Annotated in this window: 20 protein-coding genes; 12 read left to right on the top strand and 8 right to left on the bottom strand. The window is 64.0% G+C overall.

Annotated elements, in window-relative coordinates; genetic code table 11:
* Positions 1-53: 53 nt before the first annotated feature.
* Positions 54-1,355, top strand: a complete 1,302-nt coding sequence (locus P9230_RS14930; RefSeq protein WP_095824013.1) for an efflux RND transporter periplasmic adaptor subunit — start codon at positions 54-56, stop codon at positions 1,353-1,355.
* The gene (locus tag P9230_RS14925; protein WP_066990424.1) at positions 1,352-4,435 is read left to right on the top strand and encodes an efflux RND transporter permease subunit; all 3,084 of its coding nucleotides are present in this window, start codon (positions 1,352-1,354) and stop codon (positions 4,433-4,435) included. Before P9230_RS14930 ends, P9230_RS14925 begins: the two co-directional genes overlap by 4 nt.
* Positions 4,436-4,634: 199 nt before the next feature.
* Here the strand turns inward: P9230_RS14925 and P9230_RS14920 are convergent, their stop codons facing one another.
* The gene (locus tag P9230_RS14920) at positions 4,635-5,087 is read right to left on the bottom strand and encodes a L,D-transpeptidase (protein WP_066990426.1); all 453 of its coding nucleotides are present in this window, start codon (positions 5,085-5,087) and stop codon (positions 4,635-4,637) included.
* A gap of 341 nt (positions 5,088-5,428) precedes the next feature.
* Here P9230_RS14920 and P9230_RS14915 point away from each other — a divergent pair, with 341 nt between their 5' ends.
* Both P9230_RS14915 and P9230_RS14910 read left to right on the top strand, forming a co-directional pair.
* On the top strand, positions 5,429-5,761 hold the full coding sequence (locus P9230_RS14915; protein WP_095779311.1) for a hypothetical protein: 333 nt from the start codon (positions 5,429-5,431) through the stop codon (positions 5,759-5,761).
* 33 nt (positions 5,762-5,794) lie between these two features.
* A complete protein-coding gene (locus tag P9230_RS14910; protein ID WP_278119693.1) occupies positions 5,795-5,959 on the top strand; it encodes a hypothetical protein in 165 nt (54 codons plus the stop codon).
* Between the two features lie 81 nt (positions 5,960-6,040).
* Here P9230_RS14910 and P9230_RS14905 read toward each other — a convergent pair whose 3' ends face one another.
* Entirely contained in the window at positions 6,041-6,742 is a 702-nt protein-coding gene (locus tag P9230_RS14905) for a response regulator transcription factor (protein ID WP_066990432.1), read from the bottom strand.
* A 93-nt stretch (positions 6,743-6,835) separates the two neighbouring features.
* Here P9230_RS14905 and P9230_RS14900 point away from each other — a divergent pair, with 93 nt between their 5' ends.
* Entirely contained in the window at positions 6,836-7,564 is a 729-nt protein-coding gene (locus P9230_RS14900; protein WP_067319230.1) for a response regulator transcription factor, read from the top strand.
* A gap of 146 nt (positions 7,565-7,710) precedes the next feature.
* Entirely contained in the window at positions 7,711-9,810 is a 2,100-nt protein-coding gene (locus tag P9230_RS14895) for a hybrid sensor histidine kinase/response regulator (RefSeq protein WP_278119691.1), read from the top strand.
* Positions 9,811-9,922: 112 nt separating this feature from the next.
* Here P9230_RS14895 and P9230_RS14890 read toward each other — a convergent pair whose 3' ends face one another.
* Positions 9,923-10,333: a hypothetical protein gene (locus tag P9230_RS14890; protein ID WP_127216702.1), complete on the bottom strand. Its 411-nt coding sequence runs from the start codon at positions 10,331-10,333 to the stop codon at positions 9,923-9,925.
* 421 nt (positions 10,334-10,754) lie between these two features.
* On the opposite strand from P9230_RS14890, the gene P9230_RS14885 reads away from it, so the two are divergent.
* A complete protein-coding gene (locus tag P9230_RS14885) occupies positions 10,755-11,957 on the top strand; it encodes an aromatic ring-hydroxylating dioxygenase subunit alpha (RefSeq protein ID WP_066990508.1) in 1,203 nt (400 codons plus the stop codon).
* Between the two features lie 180 nt (positions 11,958-12,137).
* Here the strand turns inward: P9230_RS14885 and P9230_RS14880 are convergent, their stop codons facing one another.
* The gene (locus P9230_RS14880; protein ID WP_127240700.1) at positions 12,138-13,556 is read right to left on the bottom strand and encodes an aminotransferase; all 1,419 of its coding nucleotides are present in this window, start codon (positions 13,554-13,556) and stop codon (positions 12,138-12,140) included.
* Between the two features lie 290 nt (positions 13,557-13,846).
* Here P9230_RS14880 and P9230_RS14875 point away from each other — a divergent pair, with 290 nt between their 5' ends.
* From P9230_RS14875 to P9230_RS14865, 3 genes are read left to right on the top strand one after another with little or no spacing between them, the layout of a single operon-like run.
* Positions 13,847-14,764: an ABC transporter permease gene (locus P9230_RS14875; RefSeq protein ID WP_127240701.1), complete on the top strand. Its 918-nt coding sequence runs from the start codon at positions 13,847-13,849 to the stop codon at positions 14,762-14,764.
* Positions 14,761-15,582 carry an ABC transporter permease gene (locus P9230_RS14870; RefSeq protein ID WP_095799857.1) on the top strand — a complete coding sequence of 274 codons (822 nt, stop codon included), beginning with the start codon at positions 14,761-14,763 and terminating at the stop codon, positions 15,580-15,582. The genes P9230_RS14875 and P9230_RS14870 overlap by 4 nt, the downstream gene beginning before the upstream one ends.
* A gap of 37 nt (positions 15,583-15,619) precedes the next feature.
* Complete coding sequence (locus P9230_RS14865) at positions 15,620-16,693, top strand: ABC transporter ATP-binding protein (RefSeq protein WP_278120026.1); 1,074 nt, start codon at positions 15,620-15,622, stop codon at positions 16,691-16,693.
* Here P9230_RS14865 and P9230_RS14860 read toward each other — a convergent pair.
* From P9230_RS14860 to P9230_RS14845, 4 genes are all read right to left on the bottom strand, one after another.
* A complete protein-coding gene (locus P9230_RS14860; protein ID WP_278119687.1) occupies positions 16,657-17,967 on the bottom strand; it encodes a flavin monoamine oxidase family protein in 1,311 nt (436 codons plus the stop codon). The two genes, P9230_RS14865 and P9230_RS14860, sit on opposite strands and share 37 nt — an antisense overlap.
* A complete protein-coding gene (locus tag P9230_RS14855; RefSeq protein ID WP_067001264.1) occupies positions 17,964-19,046 on the bottom strand; it encodes an ABC transporter substrate-binding protein in 1,083 nt (360 codons plus the stop codon). The genes P9230_RS14860 and P9230_RS14855 overlap by 4 nt, the downstream gene beginning before the upstream one ends.
* 64 nt (positions 19,047-19,110) lie before the next feature.
* Positions 19,111-19,797 carry a transcriptional regulator BetI gene (betI, locus tag P9230_RS14850; RefSeq protein WP_067319249.1) on the bottom strand — a complete coding sequence of 229 codons (687 nt, stop codon included), beginning with the start codon at positions 19,795-19,797 and terminating at the stop codon, positions 19,111-19,113.
* Between the two features lie 6 nt (positions 19,798-19,803).
* Entirely contained in the window at positions 19,804-20,598 is a 795-nt protein-coding gene (locus P9230_RS14845; RefSeq protein WP_278119686.1) for a class I SAM-dependent methyltransferase, read from the bottom strand.
* Positions 20,599-20,806: 208 nt separating this feature from the next.
* Between P9230_RS14845 and P9230_RS14840 the strand changes: the two genes are divergently transcribed.
* A complete protein-coding gene (locus P9230_RS14840) occupies positions 20,807-22,426 on the top strand; it encodes an NAD(P)/FAD-dependent oxidoreductase (protein WP_278119684.1) in 1,620 nt (539 codons plus the stop codon).
* Positions 22,413-23,987 (top strand): NAD(P)/FAD-dependent oxidoreductase, encoded by a 1,575-nt coding sequence (locus P9230_RS14835; protein WP_278119682.1) that lies wholly within the window; start codon positions 22,413-22,415, stop codon positions 23,985-23,987. The genes P9230_RS14840 and P9230_RS14835 overlap by 14 nt, the downstream gene beginning before the upstream one ends.
* Positions 23,988-24,003: the final 16 nt, after the last annotated feature.

Raw genomic sequence — 24,003 nt, 5'->3', positions numbered from 1 at the left:
ATATGTGTCCCGGCAATTGACGTTGCCGGTTGCCGGCTCGAGGGGAACTATCCGTGAAGCGCTTCTTCATCATCACCGGAATTCTGCTGCTGCTCGCCGTGGTGTGCGCCGGCATCGTCGGCTTCAACCTGTTTCGCGACAATGCGATCAAGCAGTTTTTCGCCACCATGAAACCGCCGGCGGCGACAGTGTCGACCATCGTGGCGAAGCCTTCGAACTGGACGCCCGGCGTCGAGGCGATCGGCACCGTCAACGCCGTGCGCGGTGTCGACCTGACCGTCGAGACGGCCGGCATCGTCAAGGACATTCTCTTCCACGCCAACCAGAAGGTCGCGGCCGACGCTGTGCTTCTGCAGCTCGACGATGCCGTCGAGAAGGCCGATCTGGTGGCGCAGAAGGCTCAGGCCGCATCCGACCAGGCGGCGCTGACCCGCGCGCTGGAATTGCAGCGGCGTGGCGTCGGCACCGACGCTACGCTTGATGCCGCGCGCGCGGCGGCGACCGCATCGGCCGCGCAAGTGAACAAGCTGCAAGCCGTGCTCGACCAAAAGCAACTCGCAGCTCCCTTCACCGGGACGGTCGGCATTCCAAAGATCGACATTGGCCAGTATCTGGCGCCCGGCAACTCAGTCGTCACGATCCAGGATCTGGACACGATGCGGGTCGACTTCACCGTGCCCGAACAGCAGCTGCCGCTGCTGAAGATCGGCCAGACGGTGCGGATCGGCAGCAATGCTGCCGACATGTCCTTTGCCGGCTCGATCCGCGGCATCGATCCCAAGATCGACCCGGCAAGCCGGCTGGTGTCGATCCGCGGCGAGGTCGCCAACCCGGAGGGCAAGCTGACCCCGGGCCAGTTCGTGCAGATCCGCGTCGAGTTGCCAGAGGAAAGCAACGTCATCTCGGTGCCGCAGACGGCGGTGACCTCGAGCCTCTACGGCGACTATGTCTTCGTGGTGGTGCCGCCCAAGCCCGCTGAGGCCGGCGCTGCCGCGCCAGCAAAACCGGAAGACCAGAAGGCCGGGGCGGAGAAGCCTGCCGGCGATGCAGCCAAGCCGCAAGCCGATGCCTCGAAGCCGGCCTCCGATACGGCAAACGCCGCCGACAGCGCCGCGAAGCCGCCTGAGAACGCTCAAAAGCCGGCCGAAACCGGGCAGCAACCGGCGCTCGTTCTATCGCAGGTCTTCGTCAAGCTCGGCCGCCGCAACAACGGCATGGTCGAGATCGTCGAAGGCCTGAAGGCCGGCGACCAGGTCGTGACCGCCGGTCAGAACCGGCTCTTCAACGGCATGTCCGTTGCGGTCGACAACACCGTTGATCCCAGCAAATCGGCAAACAAGCAGGTTCAGCAATGAGCTTTTCCGATATCTTCATTCGCCGCCCCGTCCTCTCGACGGTGCTGGCCTGCATGATCCTGCTCCTGGGTTTCCAGGCCATCTTCAACCTGTCGATCCGCCAGTATCCGAAGGTTGACGAGACGGCGATCACCATCACCACGGCCTATCCCGGAGCCAGCGCCGACCTGATTCAGGGCTTCATCTCTGCGCCGATCGCGCGCGCCGTCGCCTCGACGGAGAACATCGACTACGTCACCTCGTCGAGCCGCCCGTCTTCGAGCACGGTGACCGTGCAGATGAAGCTCGGCTCCAACCCCGATGTTGCGTTGACCGAGGTGCTGTCCAAGGTTCAAGGCGTGCGCGGCACCTTGCCGGATGCCGCCAAGGATCCGGTGATCGTCAAGGGCACCGGCCAGCAGTTCGCGATGATGTATATCTCGATGCAGAATCCGAACATGACCAAGGAGCAGTTGACCGAGTACATCGAGCGCGTCGTGCGGCCGCGCATCTCGACGGTGGAAGGCGTCGCCGACGTCCAGATCTTCGGCGCCGAGGAATATTCGATGCGGGTCTGGATCGACCCGGTCAGGCTCGCCGCCCGCGGCGCCACGGCCGCCGACGTGCTGACTGCGATCAACAATTCCAATTTCCTGTCCGCGCCCGGCAACACACAGAACGAGTATGTGGTTTCCTCGATCGCGGTTCACTCGACCCTGCAGACGCCGGAAGCCTTCGCGCAGCTCCCCATCCGCTCGACCGACGGCCAGGTGGTGCGGCTGCGCGATGTGGCGCGGGTCGAGCTTGGCGCCGCCAGCACCGACACAAGGGTGAGCTTCAACGGCAAGCCGGGCACCTTCCTGGCCATCTTCCCGACGCCTGCCGCCAATCCGCTGACGACTGCCGAGGCGATCCACAAGATCGTGCCGGTGATCCAGGATACGTTGCCGAAGGGCATGACGATCGAGATCGTCTACGATTCCACCGAGCAGATCAGCGCCTCGATCGAGGAGGTGTTCAAGACCATCGGTGAGGCTGTCGCCATCGTCATTCTCGTCATCCTGCTCTTCCTCGGATCCTTCCGCTCGGTGATGATGCCGATCGTGACCATCCCTCTGTCGCTGATCGGCGTCTGTTTCATTCTGTTTGCGGTAGGCTATTCGATCAACCTTCTGTCGCTGCTTGCCATGGTGCTGGCGATCGGCCTTGTCGTCGACGACGCCATTGTCGTGGTGGAGAACATCCACCGCCATATGGAGGAAGACGGCATGTCGCCGATGCAGGCGGCTTTCAACGGCATGCGCGAGATCTTCTCGGCAATCGTCGCCATGACCATTACGCTGGCCGCCGTGTTTGCGCCGCTTGCCTTCACCGGCGGTCTGACCGGCGCGCTGTTCCGCGAGTTCGCGGTCACGTTGGCCGGCTCCGTGGTGCTGTCCGGCCTGATTGCGGTGACCATCACGCCGATGATGTCGGCTCGCCTCTTGAAGGCCGGCGCGCACGGCCGCTTCCAGCGCATCGTCGACGGCACCTTCAGCCGTGTCGAGCGCGTCTACGAGCGGGCCGTGACCGCTTCGCTCAGAAACAGGCCGGTTACCTTTATCATCGTCGTCGCGCTGGTCGCGCTCACCGGCTTCATGTTCACCAAGACCTCGACCGAACTGGCGCCGGAGGAAGACCAGGGCTTCCTGCTTTCCATCGTAACCGCCCCGCGCTACGCGACCTCGGACTACACCGAGACCTACGTCAACCAGATCCTCGGTCTTGTTAAGGACATTCCGGAAACGCGGGCGCAGTTCTCGGCGGTCGCCTTCGGCGGCGCCACCAACGGCGCCTTTGTCGGCTTTGCCTTCAAGGACTGGGCCGAACGGCAGCGCAGCTCGAAGGAGATCCAGGCCGACATCACCGGTCGCTTGGCCAAGGTCGCCGGCGTCGAGGCTTTCGTCTTCGCGCCGCCGACGCTGCCCGGCTCGGGCGGCGGCCTGCCGATCTCGATGGTGGTTCGCTCGACCGGCGATCCCTCGGAAGTCTTCGACCAGGCCGAGAAGATCAAGAACAAGGCGCAGGCTTCAGGCCGCTTCATCGTCGTGCAGAACTCGATGTCCTATGACGCCCCGCAGGTCACCGTCACCATCGACCGCGAGCGCGCAGCGGCGCTGAACCTGCCCATCGCCGACATCGGCAACACGCTGACGCTGCTGGTCGGCGGCGCCGAAGTGGCGCAGTTCGATCGCGACTCCAACAGCTATGACATCATCCCACAGGTGCCGCAGGAGTTCCGCGACAATCCGGCGAAGCTCGGCGAGTATTTCGTGCGCAGCGTCGACGGCAAGATGGTGCCGCTGTCGGCGGTTGTGCATATCTCGACCAACGCCTCGCCGGCAGCGATCGAGCAGTTCAACCAGCTGAACTCGGCCACGATCTCCGCCCTGCCCTTGCCCGGCGTGACCACCGGCGACGGATTGAAAGTGCTGGAGGATCTCGCCAGGGAAACGCTGCCCGACACCTTCTTCATCGACTATTCCGGCCAATCGCGGCAGGAAAAGGAGCAGGGCAACACCATCCTGATCGCCTTCGCGGCCGCCGTGATCGTGATCTACTTGGTTCTGGCCGCTCAGTTCGAGAGCTTCCGCGATCCGCTGATCATCATGATGGCGGTGCCGCTTTCGATCTTCGGTGCCATCGTGCCGCTCAATATCGGCCTCGGAACGCTCAACATCTACACGCAGGTCGGACTGATCACCCTGATCGGCCTCATCACCAAGCACGGCATCCTTTTGGTGGAATTCGCCAACCAGCAGCGCGAAATCCATGGCATGCGGCGCCGCGATGCCATCATCGCCTCGGCCAAGGTGCGCCTGCGGCCGATCCTGATGACGACGGCCGCGATGGCGCTCGGCGTCGTGCCGCTGATCATCTCCAGCGGCGCCGGCGCCGCGGCGCGCTACTCGATGGGCCTCGTCATCTTCACCGGCATTCTGGTCGGCACGATGTTCACGCTGTTCGTCGTGCCCATGTTCTACACCTTCATCGCCAGCAAGGATCTGCCGCATCTCGCCGAGAAGCCCGATCCGAAGCTGATGCCGGCGCTGCCCACCTGAAGCAATCCAGGACTGCTCCAAAAACAAAAAGAGGCCGGAAAATCCCGGCCTCTTTTTTAGGCGGTCGCCCCACGGCTTCGGCGCCAGAGCAATTCCAGGAAAAGTGTGGAACGGTTGTTCGGCGACTTCGCCGTGGCCTTCCATCCGGAATTGCGTCGAACCTGGCTTGAAGGCGGCAATCCGCCCGCTACTTGACCCGTTACTTTACGATGAGGATGCTGGTGTTGCCCGGGCCGAAGGCCTCGACGAGCTGATAGAAGTCGGCCGCGGCATCGGGATGCAAACGCACGCAGCCATGCGAGGCTGGCCGGCCAAGATGCTTGATGGCATAGGTCGCATGCACCGCATAGCCGCCGCTGAAGAAGACCGAATGCGGCATCGGCGCATTGTCGTATTTCTTCGAATACCACATCTCATGCATGCGGGTCGGCTTGAATGACCCTGTCGGCGTGATGTGCCCCCTGTCGCCCGTCGACACTTTCCAGGTGAACGTCGGCCGGCCGTCGACCGTGACTTCCATGATCTGCTGCGATAGCGAAACCCGGGCGACGAGCTGGTTGGCATGAGCGGCGTTGCTGCCGAAGAGCAAAGCCGCGCCGGTGAGCGCGGCGGCGGTGACGTGGATGAGCTTGGCTGAAATGGCGGTATGCATGACGATCCCTCTCTCTTATGCCGGTCGGGCCGGCTGCAATTTCGATGGATCGTCTTATCGGGATCGCCTGTTTCAGGCCTATTTCGCTTAATATGCGTTAGTGTTTCGAATTCGTTTCTCTAAGTTAACGGCCTAATTCCAGAGAACACGCTCCCTTAGACCGGCTGCCGGCAAATACCAAGCAGGCCGAAACCGGCGGACAAAGCGTATATGGCTCTGATATGAAAGCCTTTCTCCTAATCTCGAAACCGAATTGCAACAAAGCGCGACTTGCGCGGCATGATGCGGATACAGGCCCGCAGCAATGTCGAGGTCACGGGAACAGACATCAGCAAACGAAAATGGGCAGGAAATCGAAAGTTCGCACTTGGTTTCTCAGGATCGGCGTCTCGGCAGTCATCCTCGGTGCTGTCGGCTCTGTCGCCGGCAACCCTGTGACGGCGCTTGGCGCCATGAATTCCGGCGAGGTTTCGACACTGCACACTGCACTGTTCATCGCCACGGTCTGGATCATCTCCAGCCTGCGCGTCAACCGGCTGAGGGCCCTCTGGCGGGTCGGTCTTCGGCTGATAGGGATGCGCGGCCCCTCCGGCTACTTGCTGCCGAGAGGACCGAAGGCCCGCGCCGCAGCGGGGGGCTCCGTAAGCGGCGCGGGCGCTTCGGGAGTTTCCTGAAGCATCGACGACTATCGAATTGGGGATTGAGTTATGAAGACGAAATTTGCCGCTTCGGTGCTATCCGCACTGCTTTATGCCCAAGGGCTGCTTGGCTTTGCCGCGCTTGCAACGGTACTGCTCAAGGAGCGCGCCCACGCCGAGATCGCCGCCAGCGCCGAATTGCCGTCCGGCCCCTCGGTCCTGGTGGTGCGCTAGGCGCCGGCGTCGGATCCAAAAGTGCGAAGCGGTTTTGGAAATCCGATGCAAGATCGAGCAAAAGACCTGGCGGCCCTCGCCTCAGTCGGTGCGCGGCGTCGGCGGATCGAACCGGTAACCGGCACCCCTGATCGTGGTGATGGTCTCCGTATCGAGCTTACGGCGCAGCCTCACGATGCGCGAATCGATCGAGCGGTCGAAAGCGTCGGCATTCTCGGCGGGCGCGGCGGCAATGATGTCGTCGCGCGTCAGCACCTTTCGCGGGCTCGCCAGAAACAATCTCAACAGCGCCACCTGCCCCGGCGACAGCTGATCCTCGGCGCCGGAACGATGCATGACCATGGCCGACCTCAAGTCGACGGTCGCATTCTCCAGCACGATCAGTTCCTGGGGGTTGCGGCCGCGCCGCGTCAGCAGGCGGCCGATGCGCGCCGCCAGCTCGCGCACATTGAGCGGGCTTTCGATCACGTCGGCAGCGCCGAGTTCCAGCGCCAGCACCTTGTCGACGAGATCGGCGGGCCGGCAGATCAGGATGAAGTCGCAGCCACCCTCGCCGCCCCCGCCTTGGCTACTATAGCGCTTGAGCAGTTCGCGCCCCTCCGCCTGGGTCACGTCGTCACCGACGACCACGACGTCGATGCCGCCTGCCGAAAGCAGCGACTCCGCCTCCCAGGGCTGGCGCGCCTGACGCACATCGTGCCCGCGCCGCTCGAGATGGTCGGCCAGGTCGCCGGCCACCACTTCGGCAACGGACACAAGCGCGACGACGGATCGTGCTGCCATTTTCTCCACTCCGCCACGGACAACTCGAGATGAGCGCTGGACATCATGTTTATACCCAATCTACTTTCCGCTGAAAGCGGGAGCGAGACCATTGTGAAGGCGCGCATCATTGTCGTCGAGGACGAGCCGGATCTGAGGGAAGCGGTCGCCGAGTATCTCGGCGCCAGCGGCTATGACGTTGCCACGGCCGAGAATGCCGCGGCGGCGCGCAGCCTGCTCGAGGCGCAACCCTTCCACCTCGCCATCCTCGACATCGCCATGCCCGGCGAGGACGGCCTGTCGCTCGGCCGCTGGCTGCGTTCCAAGACGCAGATCGGCATCATCTACGCCACCGCCGCCGGCACCGCGCTCGACCGCATCGTCGGCCTGGAGCTCGGCGCCGACGACTACATCGTGAAGCCCTATGAGTTGCGCGAAGTGCTGGCGAGGGTCCGCAGTGTGCTGCGCCGCGTGCCGCAGCCGGTCGCCCCGCAGGCCGCGAAGACCGAGGCCGGCACGCGCCGCTTCATGAATTTCGGCAGCTTCCAGGCCGATTTCGACGGCAGGCTGGTGACCGGCGCCAATGGCGCGGTCATCGAGATGGCCAAGAGCGAGTTCGACGTGCTGGAAGTTTTCCTCACCCGCGCCAACCGGCTTCTGACGCGGGCGGCGATCTCGGAGGCGATCGGCTTCGTGGAAGACCCGGAATCGTCGCGCGCTGTCGACATCCGCATCATGCGTCTGAGGAAGAAGATCGAGGCGGACCCCGCCAATCCGAAATTCCTGCGCACGGTGCGCGGGGAAGGCTACATCTTCTCGCTGCCGGCTGGCGACGGCAACTGACTCCGGCGCCGCGCACCTTCCGGATACGCAATCGACGCTGTAGCATTCCGGTCCGGCGGCATGCCCCCAGAAAACCGTTGTCGATTTTCGGGCTTGTGTGCTGGATTTCATGGTTTACCGGTATGGCCCGGAGATGACGTTCGACGATGACAGCTGAGGCCGCACGGACAGAGATGCACGGCTCCCGCCAGGGCGCCGCGATGGCGGCCGTCCATGTCGTTCGCCGCTTGCGCGAAGCAGGCGACTGGCAGCGCGAGATGGACAGCATACTGGAGGCACTGTGCCGTTCGTTGGACTGCCAGCGCGGCATTCTCTTCCGTTTGCGCGAGTTGCCGGGCGAGGGCTTCGCCCAGTCCGTGGCCTCCTATTGGATCGACCCTGCTTTTGGCGGCGAGCTCGCATCGCCTACCGTGATCATGCAGTCGATCATCAACTCCGATCCGCTCCTGGAGCAGTTGCAGGAGGATGAGCGCCAGGGCAAGGTCTTCGCCGGCCACACGCGCGACCTCGATGGTTTCCTGCGGGCCGACTTCGAGAAGCAGAACATAAAATCCTTCATTTCGGTGTCGGTCTTCGCCCACGGCCATCTCTGGGGCACTCTGGCGGTCAATGACTGCGCGGCCGAACGCGAATGGACGGATGAAGAGGAGGCGACGCTTCACATCATCGCGCTCGCCATCGGCGACGCCATCGAGCGCTCGCCCTCAGAGGCGCATGCCAGCGAGGTTATCCGCCGCACCATGCTGCAGGCTTCGCTCGACGCCATCATCGTCATCGACGAGGCCGGCTCCATCATCGAATTCAATCCGGCCGCCGAGAAGATGTTCGGCTTCAAGCGCAGCGACATCCTCGGCAAGGATCTGATCGACACTATCGTGCCGCATTATTACCGCAAGGGTTATTCGTCGGGCGCCGAGTACATGGCCGGACGGGGCGCGCCGATGGTTGGCCAGCGGCTGGAGACAGTGACCCAGAACGCGGCCGGCGAGATCTTTCCGATCGAGCTGACCGCGACGGAGATGAGGGTTGCCGACCGCCGGCTCATCTTCGGCTCGATCCGCGACCTGCGCGAGAAGCTGCACGCCGAAGAAGAGATCAACCGCCAGCGCGAGAAGCTGCACCAGAATGAGAAGATGGCGGCAATGGGCTCGCTGCTCGCCGGCGTCTCGCATGAGCTCAACAACCCGCTGGCGGTTGTGGTCGCACAATCGACGCTGCTGCATGAATTCGCGGCCGACCCGCAGACCAAGGTGCGCGCCGAAAAGGTGCGCGCGGCCGCCGAACGCTGCGGGCGCATCGTCAAGAGCTTCCTGTCGATGGTGCGCCTGCATCCGACCGAGCAGGCCGAAACCGACCTCAACCAGGTGATGCGCTCGGCGCTCGAAGTGACCGCCTATGGTGCGCGCTCCAGCGGCATCATCATCGACACCGACTTCGCCAACGGCCCGCTGCTCGCCATGGCCGACGCCGACCATGTCACGCAGGTCGCGGCCAACTTCCTCATCAACAGCCAGCATGCGCTTGCCGGCTTCACCGGCGAGCGGCGCATCAAGGTGCGGACCTTTCGCAGCGAGCGCGGCAATCCGGGCTTCTCGGTCGAGGACAACGGACCCGGCATTCCCGATGCGATCCGCTCACGCATCTTCGAATCCTACTTCACCACCAAGCCGGTCGGCGTCGGTACCGGCATCGGCCTGTCGATCTCGAAATCGATCGTCGAGCGCCACAACGGCAACATCTGGTTCGAAGAGGTGCAGCCGCACGGCGCGCGCTTCGTCGTCCAGTTGCCGGCGATTGCCGGCAATGCGGCAAAGGCCGGCGAGGGTCCGGCGCGGTCGAGCGGGTTGCGCCATGCGCTGATCATCGACGACGAGCCCGACGTCGCCGCTTCGCTGTCCGACATATTGGAGCTCATGGGGCTCAAGTCGCGTCTCGTGCCAAGCTGGACGTCCGCCGGCGAGGTTCTGAGCGGGCACATGCCGCCGGACATCGTGTTTTCCGACCTGCGCATGCCGGGCACCAGCGGCATATTGATCTACCGTGAATTGCTGGCCGAACGGCCGGGGCTGGCGCAGCGTTTCGTGCTGGTCACCGGCGACCTCATCGGCGCCAAGGCCGAGATTGAGGCACTGCCGCCGCAGCAGCGGCCGCAGATCCTGGAGAAGCCCTTCTCGACGCTCGACGTCCGCGGCATCCTTGCGACCGTTGCCGATGTCCCGGCGGCCGACAACGGCGCCGACATCTGAAATTGCTCCCTCTGCGGCTTCACCTGGATATCGTCGGAGTCGAAAAAAGAGGCTCCCGACGACTTTGCGGCGGGAGCCTGACTGGAGCGCGGAGGGTGCGCTCAGGGGAGCCTTAAAACACGTTCGGGGTGTCGGTCAGCGGCGCGGCATTGGCGATCATACGGACAGCTCGGGCCCGGTGCTGACCGGACTGCTCGGCAATGGCACGCAGGCATTCGGCGTTCTCGGCGCCCCAGCTCTGCCCTTTGCAGGCGAATTCGACTTGCGACTGCGGCAGGCGCGCGGTTTTGAGCGTCGTCGGCGCGCCCTCCACGACATTGGCCGGAGGATTGATCGAGGCGAAAGCGGGACCCGCGGCTGGCGCAAGCACCATGCTGGCGAAGGCGGCAACGCTCAGCAGCATGAACATCGTCATCGGATGGTCGCTGGCGCGCTGGCGCAACGCCAGCTTCGGACGGCGATCATTGCGCTCGGGACCGTAAGAGCGGCGGCTGGCATCGGCGATCCGGACTTTGGCAAACATCGGCTGTTCCCTTCGTTATCTTTCTTTTTTCCTTGAAACGAACTTAACCGCACCACGTAACAGCCGGATGATAGGGCGGGATGGCCCATGTAACAGGACTGAAACGGGGATCGCTTCTGTTCCTTTTGCTCCTGTCGGATGCGGCGGACTGTAAGCGACCTCACACAGGCGCAGAATTGGCATGGCTGTCGCGATCGTCCGATGCGCGAAGCGCGTCGAAACGGTGCCCTCACAAACTGCGGATCCGAAGCTGGAACCGCCGTTTTGCACTCCTGGTTAAGGCTCGGATTTTCCGGGATTTTCTCGGCTCGGGTGACTGCAAGCCGGTCGGCATGAAATTTCCATACTTTCACAAGCCATTGCATTTTAACGGAAAATGTGTTTTTATTGAACGAGCATTCAACAAAACGAGAGCATTTTCATGAACCCGCACCTGCGTGACGTGGCGATCCCCAACGATTGGGACCGGCGGGGTTTGCCGGGGTGGAGTTACCACTCCAACGCCCTTCTCGAGCTTGAGAAGGAATACGTCTTCCGCAATCACTGGCAGATCGCCGGCCATGTCTCCGACGTGCCAAATCCGGGCGACTATCTGACGATGGACGTCATCGGCGAGCGGGCGCTGATCGTGCGCGGCAAGGACGGCGTCGTGCGTGCCTTCAACAACATGTGCCGTCATCGGGGCAGCCGCGTCGTCGCCGACAGCCAGGGCACCTGCAAGAACGCGCTGATCTGCCCGTTCCACGGCTGGGTCTACAATCTCGACGGCACGCTGCGGGGGGCTGCCCGTCCGCGCTCCTTCCCGGAACTCGACAAGACCGAGTTCGGGCTGATGCCGCTCGATCTCGAAGTCTGGATGGGCTTCATCTTCATCCGCTTCCGCAACGGTGGCCCGCAGCCTTCCGTGGCTGAACTCTTGAAGCCGATCGAGGCGGAGATCGCCCATTACAATGTTGCCGACATGGTGCCGTGCTTGGGCATCTGGACCCAGAAATCACCGGTCAACTGGAAATCGGTGCGCGACGTCGACAATGAGGGCTATCACGTCGCCATGGCGCATCCGGCGCTGCAGGACCTCTACGGCGCGACCTATTTCGACGAACCCTTCGTCAACGGCGTGTCGCGGTCCTTCGCCACCTACAACCCGCATGCCGGGCGGCGCTGGAGCGTCAACCAGTACATCAAAATAGCGCCCGAGCCGACGCACCTGCCGGAGCATCTGCGCAAAGCCTGGATCTATTACGGCATCTTCCCCAACAACGCGCTGTCGATCATGCCGGAATCGGTGCAGTTCTATCAGGAGTTCCCGCTGTCCACCGGCGAGACGCTGCTGCGCGGCGCGATCTATCGCTACAAGGACGAGACGCGGGAGCAGGCGGCGGCGCGCTACCTTGCCTACCGCATCGACCGCGACACCATGAACGAGGATGTCCAGCTCTCCGTCTGGTCGAACGAATCCATGCTCTCCGAGGCGTTCGGGGGCTTCTACCTCTCCGACCTCGAATATGGCGTGCGCACCCACCACGACCATCTGCGCAGGCAGGTGCCGGTGCTGAACTTGGAGACCGCACCGGAGGAAAAGGACATGTGGGGATTGAACGACGCGCTGCGGTCGAAGGGGTGAGCGTCTTCCCTTCTCCCTGTTACACGGGGAGAAGGTGCCCGAAGGGCGGGGCAGGGCAAGCGCCTCACAATTGGCTCTGGCTCCCGAACCTCAGGGAGCGTCTGAACTAAATCTCGCAAGCTGGCGCTGCCCCTCACCCGCCGGCTACACTCCCCGTAGAACGGGGAGAGGGGCGCTCTCTCACCCCCGCCAGACGCCTTCCTTCCTCAGATCATCCATCGTGCGCGAGATGCCTTCGCGCAGGATCGCGACCATGTCGTCGATCTGCTCGCGGCTGATGATGAGCGGCGGCGACATCACGCACATGTTGATCAGCGGCCGCACCAAGAGACCGAGCTCATGGCAATGCGCGTCGATACGCTTTCCCACATCCTTGTCGAGCTGCAGCGGATCCTTGCTCTCGCGGTCGGCGACGCATTCGACGCAAGCCATCAGGCCGGCGCCGCGTACCTCGCCGACCAGCGGCAGTTCCTCGAGCGTTTTCAGGCGCGCCTGGAAATAGGGCGCGATCTCGCGCGCATGCTGAAGCACGCCCTCTTCCAAAAGATCGAGGTTCTTCAGCGCGACGGCGCAGCCGATCGGATGGCTGGTGTAGGTGAGGCCATGGCCAAACAGCGCATCGGGATGGTTGGAGCGGCGCAGTTCCTCCAGCAGCCGCTCCGAGATGATCACGCCGCCAAGCGGGAAATAGCCCGAGGTCACCCCCTTGGCGAAGGTGATCATGTCCGGATCGAGGCCGAACACGTCGCCTGAGGCAAAAAGATGGCCGAGCCGTCCGAAGCCGGTCACCACCTCGTCCGAGACATAGAGTATCTCGTTCTCGCGGCAGATCTCACGGATGCGCTTCAGGTATCCGTCCGGCGGCACGACGACGCCGCCCGAAGCTTGCACCGGTTCGCCGACAAAGGCGCCAATGCGACCGGCGCCGACGCGCGCGACCGTGTCGCGGAACTGGTCGACGAGGAAATCGGTGAAGGCGTCGATGCTCATCTCCTTCGGCCGTCGGAACGGATCGGGCGAGGAGAGCTTGATTACCAGCTCGTCGGCACCATCCATCCAGTGCCGGTCGCGCGGGCGGCCGTTGAGCGAGGCCGACAGGTAGGTCGAGCCGTGATAGGCGCCGCCGCGGCTGAGGATCAGCTTCTTCTCCGGCCTGCCGCGCACATTGTTGTAGAACTGCATGAAGCGCAGCGCCGTCTCCACCGCCGACGAGCCGCCGGTGGTGAAGAAGGTGTGACTGAGATCGCCGGGAGCGGCATCGGCGATGCGTCTCGCAAGCTCGGCTGAGGGCGCATTCATCGTATACCAAGGCGTGTTGTAGGACAGCGCCATCGCCTGGTCGTACATCACCCTTGCCAGTTCCTCGCGGCGATGCCCGACATTGATGCACCACATGCCGGCCGGACCGTCGATCAGCCGCTTGCCGGATGCGTCGGTGATGTAGATGCCCTCGCCCTCGCCGATCAGCGCCCGTGCCTCGGCGCCGACCGAACCGGCATAGGGCCAGGGCTGGACCAGATGGCGCTTGGCCAGCTCGACCGCATCGTCGTCCCCGGGCTCGACAACTTCCCTCGCCTTGATCTCTCGTGCAGCCGCCATCTTAGCCTCGCATGGTCCGTTGCGGTGATTTCCAGAGACATGAAACGAAGCGGGAAGCCATGGAAATTCGGCTTTTCGTCACTTCATTTTGAATGTCCATTCAATCAATATTGCAGAAATAGCGCTTGATTTCAATCGGCGGATGCGCTCATGATGAAAGAAAGCCGGCAAGTCTGGAGTGATCGCTCCGGGCACATAAATTGGGACCAGGCAGTCGGCGCTGATCAATGGGAAGGCCGTATGGCGGGACAGTCCGAGCCGGCAACTGCAATCACGCCCGGAGCGCTGCAATGACGGCCGCCGCGGAAGGGTCGCCCCCGCTGCGCATGGCGAGAGCCAGACGAAGTCCCCTTCTGCAGTCGGAAGCCGTCCAGGGCATTGCGCTGATCAGCCCGACCTTCGTTTACGCGCTCATCCTTCTCGTCCTGCCGATCCTGGTTGTTATAGCCCATTCCTTCTGGACGCAGGACTACCTGACCATCGACCACACATTCACGCTGGAGAATTATCGGATCGCGCTGACCGAGCCGATCTACCGCGACCTGCTCTGGCGCTCGCTCTACATCTCGCTGACGGTTAGCCTGCTCACCGTGCTGCTCGCCTATCCGATCGCCTATTTCATTTCCTTCCATGGCGGCCGCCAGAAGAGCCTCTGGCTGTTCCTCATCACCATCCCGTTCTGGACCAGCTACCTGCTGCGCGTGATGTCGTGGAAGGTGATCCTCGGCTACAACGGCGTGCTCAATTCCGGCCTGATGGGCCTCGGGCTCATCGACGAGCCGTCGACTGCGCTGCTCTATAATTCCAGCGCCGTCATCATCACGCTGACCCACGCCTGGGCGACCTTCGCCATCCTGCCGATCTTCGTTTCGCTGGAGAAGGTCGACCGCACCCTGGTCGAAGCGGCGACCGATCTCGGCGACGGGCCGCTGCGCTCCTTTCTGCGCGTGACCTTGCCGCTGTCGGCGCCAGGCGTCATCTCGGCGGCGCTGATCGTCATGATCCCGACCGTCGGCGACTACGTCACGCCGAAGCTGGTCGGCGGCAAAGACGGCGTGATGATTGCCAACGCCATCCAGGCGCAATTCGGCAAGGCGTCGAACTGGCCGCTCGGCGCCGCACTCTCCGTCACCACCATGGTCATCGTCTCGCTGATGGCAGGCGCCGCGGTGCTGGTCATCCGCGCGCTGCAGAGGCTGGCGCGATGACGGCGATCAGGCGTTACCTGCCAAGCTGGCTGTCGAGCTACGCCGCGCTCTACATTCTCTTCCTCTATCTGCCGGTGATCTTCCTGCCGATCTTCTCGATCAACACCGCGGCGACGCCGAAATTCCCGCTCTCAGGCGTCACGCTGCATTGGTACCAGGACCTGCCGCGCACGCCGGCACTGATCGACGCCACCTGGAACAGCTTGGTTGTCGGCGCCTCGGCCGCTATCCTGTCGACCGTGTTCGGCATTCTCGCCGCCCGTTCGATCACCCGCTACCGCTATCCCGGCCGACGCACCGTCAACGGGCTGATCATGGCCCCGCTGGTGCTGCCCGAGGTCATCGTTGCCATCTCGATGCTGCTGGTGATGCTGCAACTGGGCTTGAGCCTGTCGCTGTTCACGGTCGTGCTTGGGCATGTGCTGGTCTGCATTCCCTATTCGATGACGGTGCTGACCTCCGGCTTCGAAGGCTTCGACCGCAGCCTCGAGGAAGCCTCCGCCGATCTCGGCGAAAGCGCCTTCGGCACCTTCCGGCGCGTGACGCTGCCGATGGTGGCGCCGGCGATCATCTCCAGCCTGCTGGTCTGCTTCACCATCTCGCTCGACGAGTTCATCATCGCCTTCTTCCTCACCGGCACCGAGGCGACGCTGCCGATCTACATCTGGGGACAGCTGCGCTTCGCGGCCAAGCTCCCCGGCGTGCTGGCGCTCGGTACCTTGTTGTTGGCGGCGTCCTTCGTGCTGATGACCGTTGCCGAGATCCTGCGCCGCCGCGCGGCGAGACGCACCCAGAACGAGGGAGGCCTCTATGCTTGAGCGGGTCCAATCCGAGCGAACGATGTCCGATCGCACCATGATCGAGATCCGCGACGTCACGCGCAGCTACGGCGCGTTCAAGGCGTTGAATAATGCATCGCTCGCGATCAGGGAGGGCGAGTTCTTCTCGCTGCTCGGGCCGTCCGGCTGCGGCAAGACCACGCTCTTGCGCATGATCGCCGGCTTCGACACGCCGACCAGCGGCTCGATCGCGGTCGACGGCCAGCCGATGGACGGCATTCCCGCCAACCGGCGTCCGACCAACATGGTCTTCCAGAGCTACGCGATCTTTCCGCATCTCAATGTCGAGCAGAACGTCGCCTACGGGCTGAAGCGGCTGAAACTGCAGGGCGGCGAAGAAAAGCGCCGCGTCGAGGAGGCGCTGGCGCAGGTGTCGCTGACCGGCCTTGGCAAGCGCCGCGCCACCGAACTCTCCGGCGGCCAGCGTCAGCGCGTGGCGCTGGCCCGCGCGCTGGTCATGCGTCCCAAGGTGCTGCTGCTCGACGAGCCGCTATCGGCTCTCGACAAGAAGCTGCGCGAGCAGATGCAGGTCGAGTTGCGCCGGCTGCAGCAGGCGGTCGGCATCACCTTCGTGCTGGTCACGCACGACCAGTACGAGGCTTTGGCCATGTCGGACCGCATCGCCGTCATGTTCGGCGGCCGTATCGCGCAGGTCGCCTCGCCCAAGGAAATCTACCAGCGCCCGGTCAACCGCCAGGTCGCCGACTTCCTCGGCGGCATGAATTTCGTCAAGGCCGAGATCGTCGAGGAGAACGGCGCGTCCTTGGTTGTCGACACGCTTGGCTTCGGGCGTGTGAGGACCGACAAGCCGAAGGCCTTCGTCCGCAACGGCGGCGCGGCGACGCTCGGTATCCGGCCGGAGCGGCTGCGCGTGCTCTGGGACAATTCGACGGCCAAGTTCGAGCTCGCCGGCAAGGTGGTCGAGCGCCACTATTTCGGCGAGATCACGCATCTGATCGTCGAGATCCCGGGGCTGGAAAAGCCGCTCTCGGTGACCGAGACCAATGATTTCGGCGCCGACGACATTCCGGTCGGCGCGCCGATCCGTCTCGCCTACGACCCAGAGGCCCTGGTGGCGATGGCGGACTGAAGCCGCGCCAAAATCTTCCCGGCGGCGATGCGTCCGGCCAAGATCGCGCCCTCGACATAGGCGGGGAAGGACGGCGACACTTCCGACGACGCAAAGTGGATCGGCGGCGCGCCGGCAAGGATCGTGCGCTCGGCATCCGTTGCCGTCACGTCGACGATGAGATCGCTATAGGCGCCGCCGCTCCAGCGGTCATCCGTCCAGTCGCGCTGGCTGAAATCGAGAATATCGGCCGCGTCCGGACCGAGCGCATCCGCGAGCTTCGCAATGACCTCGGCGCGCAACGCCGCAGCACCCAGCTTGCGGCAGCGCAGCGCCAGCGGTCCACCGATGAAGACGACGAGCGCTGCATGCTCGGCATCCTTGCTGGCATCGCAGGCAAACAGGCCCGGCATGTCGCGCCACATCACCATTCCGCTTAGATCGCGCTCGCGCCAGAACGGCTTGGCATAGCGGACGAGGATCTTGACCACCGCGCCACTTTCCCAGACGCCGAGCGCCTTCTTTAAGGCCGTCGACAAGGCAGGCCGAAAGTCGAGCCTGTTGGCCGTCGCAGGCGGCAGGGCGAGCAGGACCTCGCGCGCCTCGACGGCGCCGCCGCCTGCAACGACACGAACGCCGGACGGCCCGCGCTCGACGCGAATGACCGGCTCGTTCAGCCGCAGCCGGTCACCGAGATCGCCCGCCAGGTCCGCGGCCAGCGACTGCATGGTCTCGCGCAGAGAATATTGCAGTTCCGGCACTTCGTTGGTGATGCGGCGATCATTGTCGATCAGGTACCAGAGCGGCACCTTTTCCAGCGCCAGGCACCACAGTCCTTCGATCATCGAGCGGAAGGCGGCTTTGGCATCTACCGGATCGGTCTGGCGTTCGAGCCAGGAGGCGACGGTCAGCCCGACGATCGCGGGATCGTCAGGCTCGATCCAGTTCATGCGGTCGCGGATCGCCATCGCGGTCACATAGGTCTGTCCGGCCTGGTCGACCGACATCGGTGGATGGGTGATGAAATCGCCATCGACAAAGGTTTTGACGAAGGTCTTGCCGCGCGCCCTGGCCAGCGCCATCAGCTCCGGCATGTCTTCGCACAGGAACTGGCCGCCGCTGTCGATCAGCTCGCCGAGCCCGTTTCGCACACCTTCCACACGACCGCCGACGCGGCCGCGCGCTTCCAGGACAAGGAAATCGATGCCGGCGCGCTTCAATTCGAGCGCGGCCGACAGGCCGGTGAAGCCGGCGCCGACGATTGCAACGTCGGTGCTTTCGGTCTTGCTGTTCAATAGCCGGCCTTGATCTTCTCGAACTCGGCGATCATCTTCAGCTTGAGCTCGGAAGGCAGCGGCTGCTGGAACAGCGTCTTGTCGACCCATTTTTCCACGTTGTCGTAGCCCTTTTCCTTGAGCACCGCCTGGTCGACACCGGCCATGCCCTTGGCGTTGGCTTGGCCGTAGCCCCAGTCCTTGACCAGCACCTTGGCGACTTCCGGATCGTTGACGGCATTGAGATAGTCATAGGCCTTGTCAATGTTGCCGGGCGCGTCCTTGAACAGCACATAGCCGCACACCCAGGTCGAGATGCCCTCGTCGGTATCCTTCTTGGACTTGATCGGCACGCCGGCGGCCTGTGATTGCACCGCCGCGTCGTTCCAGGCCCAGGCGAGATCGACCTCGCCGCCTGAGAGCAGCTGCACGATGTCGGTGGTGTCGGTCCAGTAGGAGCGCACGTTCTTGTGCACCTGGCGCAGGAAATCGGACGCCTGCTTGAACTGCTCGTCCGTCATCTTTGTCCAGTCCTTCAGCCCGATGGCGAGGCTGGCCAGCGCATAGGCGTCGTCGACATTGTCGCCGATCGAGACGCGTCCCTTATACTTGGGATCGGCGAAGGCCTTCAGCGACTGCACGTCCTTCTCGGCGATCTTGTCGGAGTTGAAGGTGAGCTGCGTGTCACCCCAGTCCCAAGGCATGAACCAGGCTTTGCCGTCGGGGGTGGTGGCAAGGTCCTTCATCGCCATGATGCCGGGGTTGAGATCCTTCCAGCCGGCGATCTTGGAAGTGTCGAGCGGCTGCAACAGCCCCGCCTCGCGCCACTTCACCACGCTTTGCGAACACGGATGGCCGAGGTCGGCCTTGAAGCCGGAGCGGATCTTCTCAAATGCCTCGTCCTCATCGCCGAAGAAGGCGAAGGTCGGCGAGTCGCCGTCCTTCTCGACATATTTGCCGTGGAAGCTGGGGTCCTCATAGCCGGACCAGTCGAACACGATGAGGTCCTTGTCGGCGGCAACGGCGAACGCTGCCGCCGAAGACGCCAGCGCACCGGCGAGCGCCAAAGTAAGTGTCAGGCGTCGGCTGAGTTTCTTCATGCTGTTCCATCCTCTTTGGTCTTGCCGGTCTTGCTGGCCGGCTGTTGCTAACCCCGGGCTGACGTTAATCGTAGTGTTTCGGAAAGGCGGCGGCCAGGAACGCGTTGGCCGCCTGCAGCGCGGTCTCGCGCGTGGTGTCCTGGGTGCCCATCATCAACCGCAGCCACAGGCCCTCGAGCATGGCCGATAGCGCCAGCGCCATGACCTGCGGCTCATAGGCATAGCCGCCGCTTTGCTTGAGCGTCGCGCAGAGATCGATGAACACCTGCTGGTAGTAAGCGTCGCGCGAGCTGCTCAGCGCCTGGTAGGTCGGCCGCGATTTGGCCTCGCCCCAGAAGGCGCACCAGGCGGCGAGCTTGCGCTTGTTGCAGATCGAGCGATCGAAGTCGGCCCACACCAGCGCCTGCAGCTGCCGCGCCGGATCGTCGCCTGCCTTCTGCAAGGCCGCGCGCCAATGCGCCGAATACTCGTCATACATATATTGCAGCGTGGCGACGAGCAGCTTCTCCTTGCTTTCGAAATGGAAGTTGACGATGCCGCGGGACAGGCCCGCGCCGTCGGCCACATCGGCCATCGTCGTTTCCGCATAGCCGCGCTTGGCCAGTGAATCGATCGTCGCCTCGATCAACTGGAGTTGCCTGACTTCTTTCGAAGCCTTGCGGCCGCGCTTCTCGGCGTCTCCTTTTCGTGCCGGTTCGGGCAAGGCATCCCTGGCCTCTGCATTCTTCATGAGCGTGACGGTCTCCAGCATTGCCGGCTATCCGACCGGCTTCCAACCGCGCAGATGAGTGGGGCGGTGCTCACCACTGTCAAGCACCTTCTGCATCGCCTCCCAGGTCCGGATGTTCTTGTCGACATAGGCCCCGCCGACCGCGGCGGCGAGCGCTTGATAGAGTGGCCCCTTCAGGCGCGCCAGTTCCTCCCGCGCCACCTCGCTGTACCATGCGTTGCGGTCGCGGACGCTGATGTCGCGGAAGCCAGCACGACGCATCGCCTCGGCGTAGCGCGCCGGCGAAGCCATGGCAAAGGACAAGCCTTCCGCCGCGAGATAGGCCTTCATGTCCGCAGACGGCTCGCCGTCGTGCGAGATCATCCAGTTCGACGCGGCGAAGACGCCGCCGGGCTTCAGCACGCGGAAGATCTCGGCGAACAGGGCATCCTTGTCCCGGACATGCAACAGTGCGTCCTTCGAGAAGACGACGTCGAAGGAAGCATCGGTGAAAGGCAGCAGTCCCGGCGGCGCCTGGACGAAGCTGACGCGGTGCTGGAGACCCTGCGCAGCCGCGTTTCGCTTTGCCGTCTCGATCACCGGCCTCTCGACATCGAAACCGGTCGCATGCGCCGCACCATGGCGCGCGACCAGATCCAGCGTGACGCCGCCGGCGCCGCAGCCGAGATCGAGGATCGTCTTGCCCTTGAGCGAGAGGCCTTCGACCACGCGGTCCACTTCGTCCGGGCCGCCCGGGGAGAGGTAGCCATCGCCCCAGAGCGCCTCGAGGAAGCGAATGGCCGCGTCGTCATATTCCGGCTTGGCGTTAGCCGTTTCGATCATCGGACTGAGGCCTCAAATGCCGAAGTCGCCTTCGCGCTAGTGGACACCAGAAATGCGGGGCAAAGCCTAGCGCATCAACGCAGAAACGCAACACCATTTGTTGAACATTCATTCAAAATGGCTGGACAAAAAACCGTGACCCGTGCCAAATTCGGCTGATCGGGGAACAAATCGCACCCAAAAACGGGCGGCCGGAGGTTGAGCGCACATGAAGGCATGGGACGCGATCGTCATCGGCGGCGGCCACAACGGGCTGGTCAACGCCGGCTATCTGCAGCGCGCCGGGCTCGACGTGCTGGTGGTCGAGAAGAACGACTGGGTCGGCGGTGCGGCCACCAGCCGCGAGCTGACGCCGGGCTTTCTCTACTCCAACTGCTCCTATGTCTGCTCGCTGTTCCGGCCCGAGATCATGCGCGATCTGGAGCTGCCGCGCTTCGGCCTGCAGGTGATCTCCTATGAAGGCGGCGCGGTGTTCACGCGCGACGGCGACTATCTCGCCAACTACCGCGACCACGATGCGCATCGCCGCGAATTCGCCCGCTTCTCCAAGCGCGACGCCGAGGCCTACGACCGCTATTCGCGCGACGTCACAAGGCAGTGCCGCTTCATCCAGCCGCTGTTGATGCGCACCGCGCCCGATCCCACCAGCTTCAAGCCGCGCGATCTTGGCGAGCTGCTCTATCTCGGCAAGAAATTCGCCGGTCTCACCGCTGAGGAAATGGCGCTGACCTTGCGCTTCTGGACGATGTCGATCTCCGACTTCCTCGACGAGTATTTCGAGACCGACGTCATCAAGGCGAACTTTGCGCTCTCCGGCATCATAGGCACGGCGCTTGGGCCCATGTCGCCCGGCACGGCCTATGTCCTGCTCCACCACTATATGGGTGAGGTCGATGGCTCGGTGGGCGCCTGGGGCTATGCGCGTGGCGGTATGGGTGCCGTGACCAAGGCGCTCGCCGCCTCGTTCAAGGCCTCCGGCGGCACGATCCGCACCGGCGCCGAGGTCGAGCGCGTGCTGATTAGGAACGGCAGGGCCAAGGGCGTCGTACTGGCCGGCGGCGAAGAGGTCTATGGCAAGCTCGTCGTCTCAAACGCCGACGTGAAGCGCACCTTCCTGAAGCTGGTCGAGGAGAAGGAGCTGCCCGACATCTTCCTTCGGCGGGTCAGGAACTTCAAGATCCGCGGCTCGTCCGGCAAGGTCAACATCGCGCTGGATTCACTTCCCCAATTCCCGGCTCTGCCGAAGGATTCGCCGGTCTATCACGCCGACATGCACTTCACCGATTCAATCGAGCGCATGGAGCGCGCCTATGACGACTGGAAGGCCGGGCGCTGGTCGGCCGATCCCTTCCTCGACATGGTGATCCCGACCACACTCGACCCGACCATGGCGCCGCCGGGAAAACATTTCATGAGCTGCTTCGTGCAATACGCGCCGCCCAAAATTGGCGGCCGAGACTGGACGGACGCCGACCGCGACGGCTTCGCCGAGAGCGTGGTTGCGCAGATCGCCGAATATTCGCCCGGCTTCCGCGACCGCATCGTCCATATGGAGGTGCGCACGCCGCGCGAGATCGAGGCCGAGGTCGGCCTCACCGAAGGCAACATCTTCCAAGGCGAACTGACCTTCGACCAGCTGCTGTTCAATCGCCCGGTGCCGGGCTATGCGCAATACCGTTCGCCGGTCGGCGGGCTCTATATGTGCGGTTCCTCCACGCATCCGGGCGGCGGCGTCATGGGCGCGCCCGGACGCAACGCCGCCGCCGAGATCCTGCGCGATCTCGCCAAACCAACCCTGCATATGAGCCCGGCCCATGACGTCATCTGAAACGAATTGGGACGCGATCGTCATCGGCGGCGGGCACAACGGCCTGGTCGCCGCCGCCACGCTGGCGAAATCGGGACGCAAGGTGCTGCTGCTCGAGGCCGGCAAGGAGGTCGGCGGCGCGGCGCGCACCGAGGAATTCGCGCCGGGGTTTCGCGTCTCCTCGGTCGCTCATCTGCTCAACCGCCTGCATCCCGATGTGGTGAAGACGCTGGAGCTCGAGCGCCACGGGCTGAAGATCGAGCGCGGCGATTTGGTGCCGTCGATCGCATTGTCGAAAGACGGCCCGCTGGTGCTGCACGGCGCCTATGGCGAGGCGCTGACGGGCGCCAGCCCGTCGGAGCAGTCGGCTTGGCGCGACCTGCGCGCGCAGCTGTTGCGCTACGCCGGCGTGCTGAAACCCTTCCTGTCGCGCCGTCCGCCGGACCTTGCCGGCATGTCGCTCGCCGAAATGACCGGGCTCGGCCAGACGGCGCTGGCGCTGAAGAAGCTCGGCAAGGAGGACATGCGCGACTTCCTGCGCGTGCTCTTGATGAACGTCTACGACTTGCTCGACGAGCAGCTTTCCGACGACAGGCTGAAAGGCCTGCTCGCTTTCGACGCGACACTGGGCAGCCATCTCGGTCCGCGCTCGCCGACATCGCTGCTCGGCCTCTACTATCGGCTCGCTGGCGAGATCGGCGGGCTCGCCGGCGCGCAGATACAGCCCAAGGGTGGCATGGGCGCGGTCGTTGCCGCTATCCGCTCGGCGGCCGAGCAAGCGGGGGTTTCGATCCGTCTGGCTTCGCCGGTCGCCAAGGTCGTCGTCGAGAAGGGCCGCGCCGTCGGTGTCGTCACGCAGGGCGGCGAAGCGCTGCGCGCAAAAGCCGTCGTCTCGGCAATCAATCCCGCAACCACGATCCTCGATCTGGCCGGGCCGCGCGAGGTCGACACCGGTTTCGTGCGCAAGATGAAGAACATCCGCATGAAGGGCGATGCGGCGAAGCTTCATCTCGCGCTCGACCGGCCGCCGCAATTTGCCGGCGTCGACGCCGCTGGCCACAAGGGCCGACTCGTCATCGCGCCTTCGCCGGACCATGTCGAGGGCGCCTTCAACCCGTCGAAATATGGCGAGTTCTCGCCCGAGCCGGTGATGGAGATCACGCTGCCCAGCCTGGTCGATCCTTCGCTGGCACCCTCCGGCGCCTGCGTGCTCTCCGCGGTGGTGCAATACGCACCTTATGCATTGAAACAGGGCTGGACCGCCGGCAAGCCGCAATTCCTCAAGGCGATCATGGCGCAGCTCGAAGCCTATGCGCCTGGCATCGGCGCCACGGTGCGTCATGCCGAGTTGCTGACTCCGGCCGACATCGAGGGGCGCTACCGCATGCCCGGCGGTCACTGGCACCACGGCGAGTTGCAGGCCGACCAGATGCTGATGTCGCGGCCGGTCTCCGGTTGGTCGGGCTACGACACGCCGCTCGAAGGGCTGTTCCTTGCCGGCGCCGGTTCGCATCCCGGCGGCGGCATCTCCGGCGCCCCCGGCCTCAACGCCGCACGCCGCATCATCGCGATAAGGGCATGAGATGATTTCGCCATTC

This window comes from Mesorhizobium sp. WSM4887 (assembly GCF_029625865.1).
In the GTDB taxonomy this organism is placed as follows: domain Bacteria; phylum Pseudomonadota; class Alphaproteobacteria; order Rhizobiales; family Rhizobiaceae; genus Mesorhizobium.
This window is presented reverse-complemented; position numbering and strand designations above follow the sequence as displayed.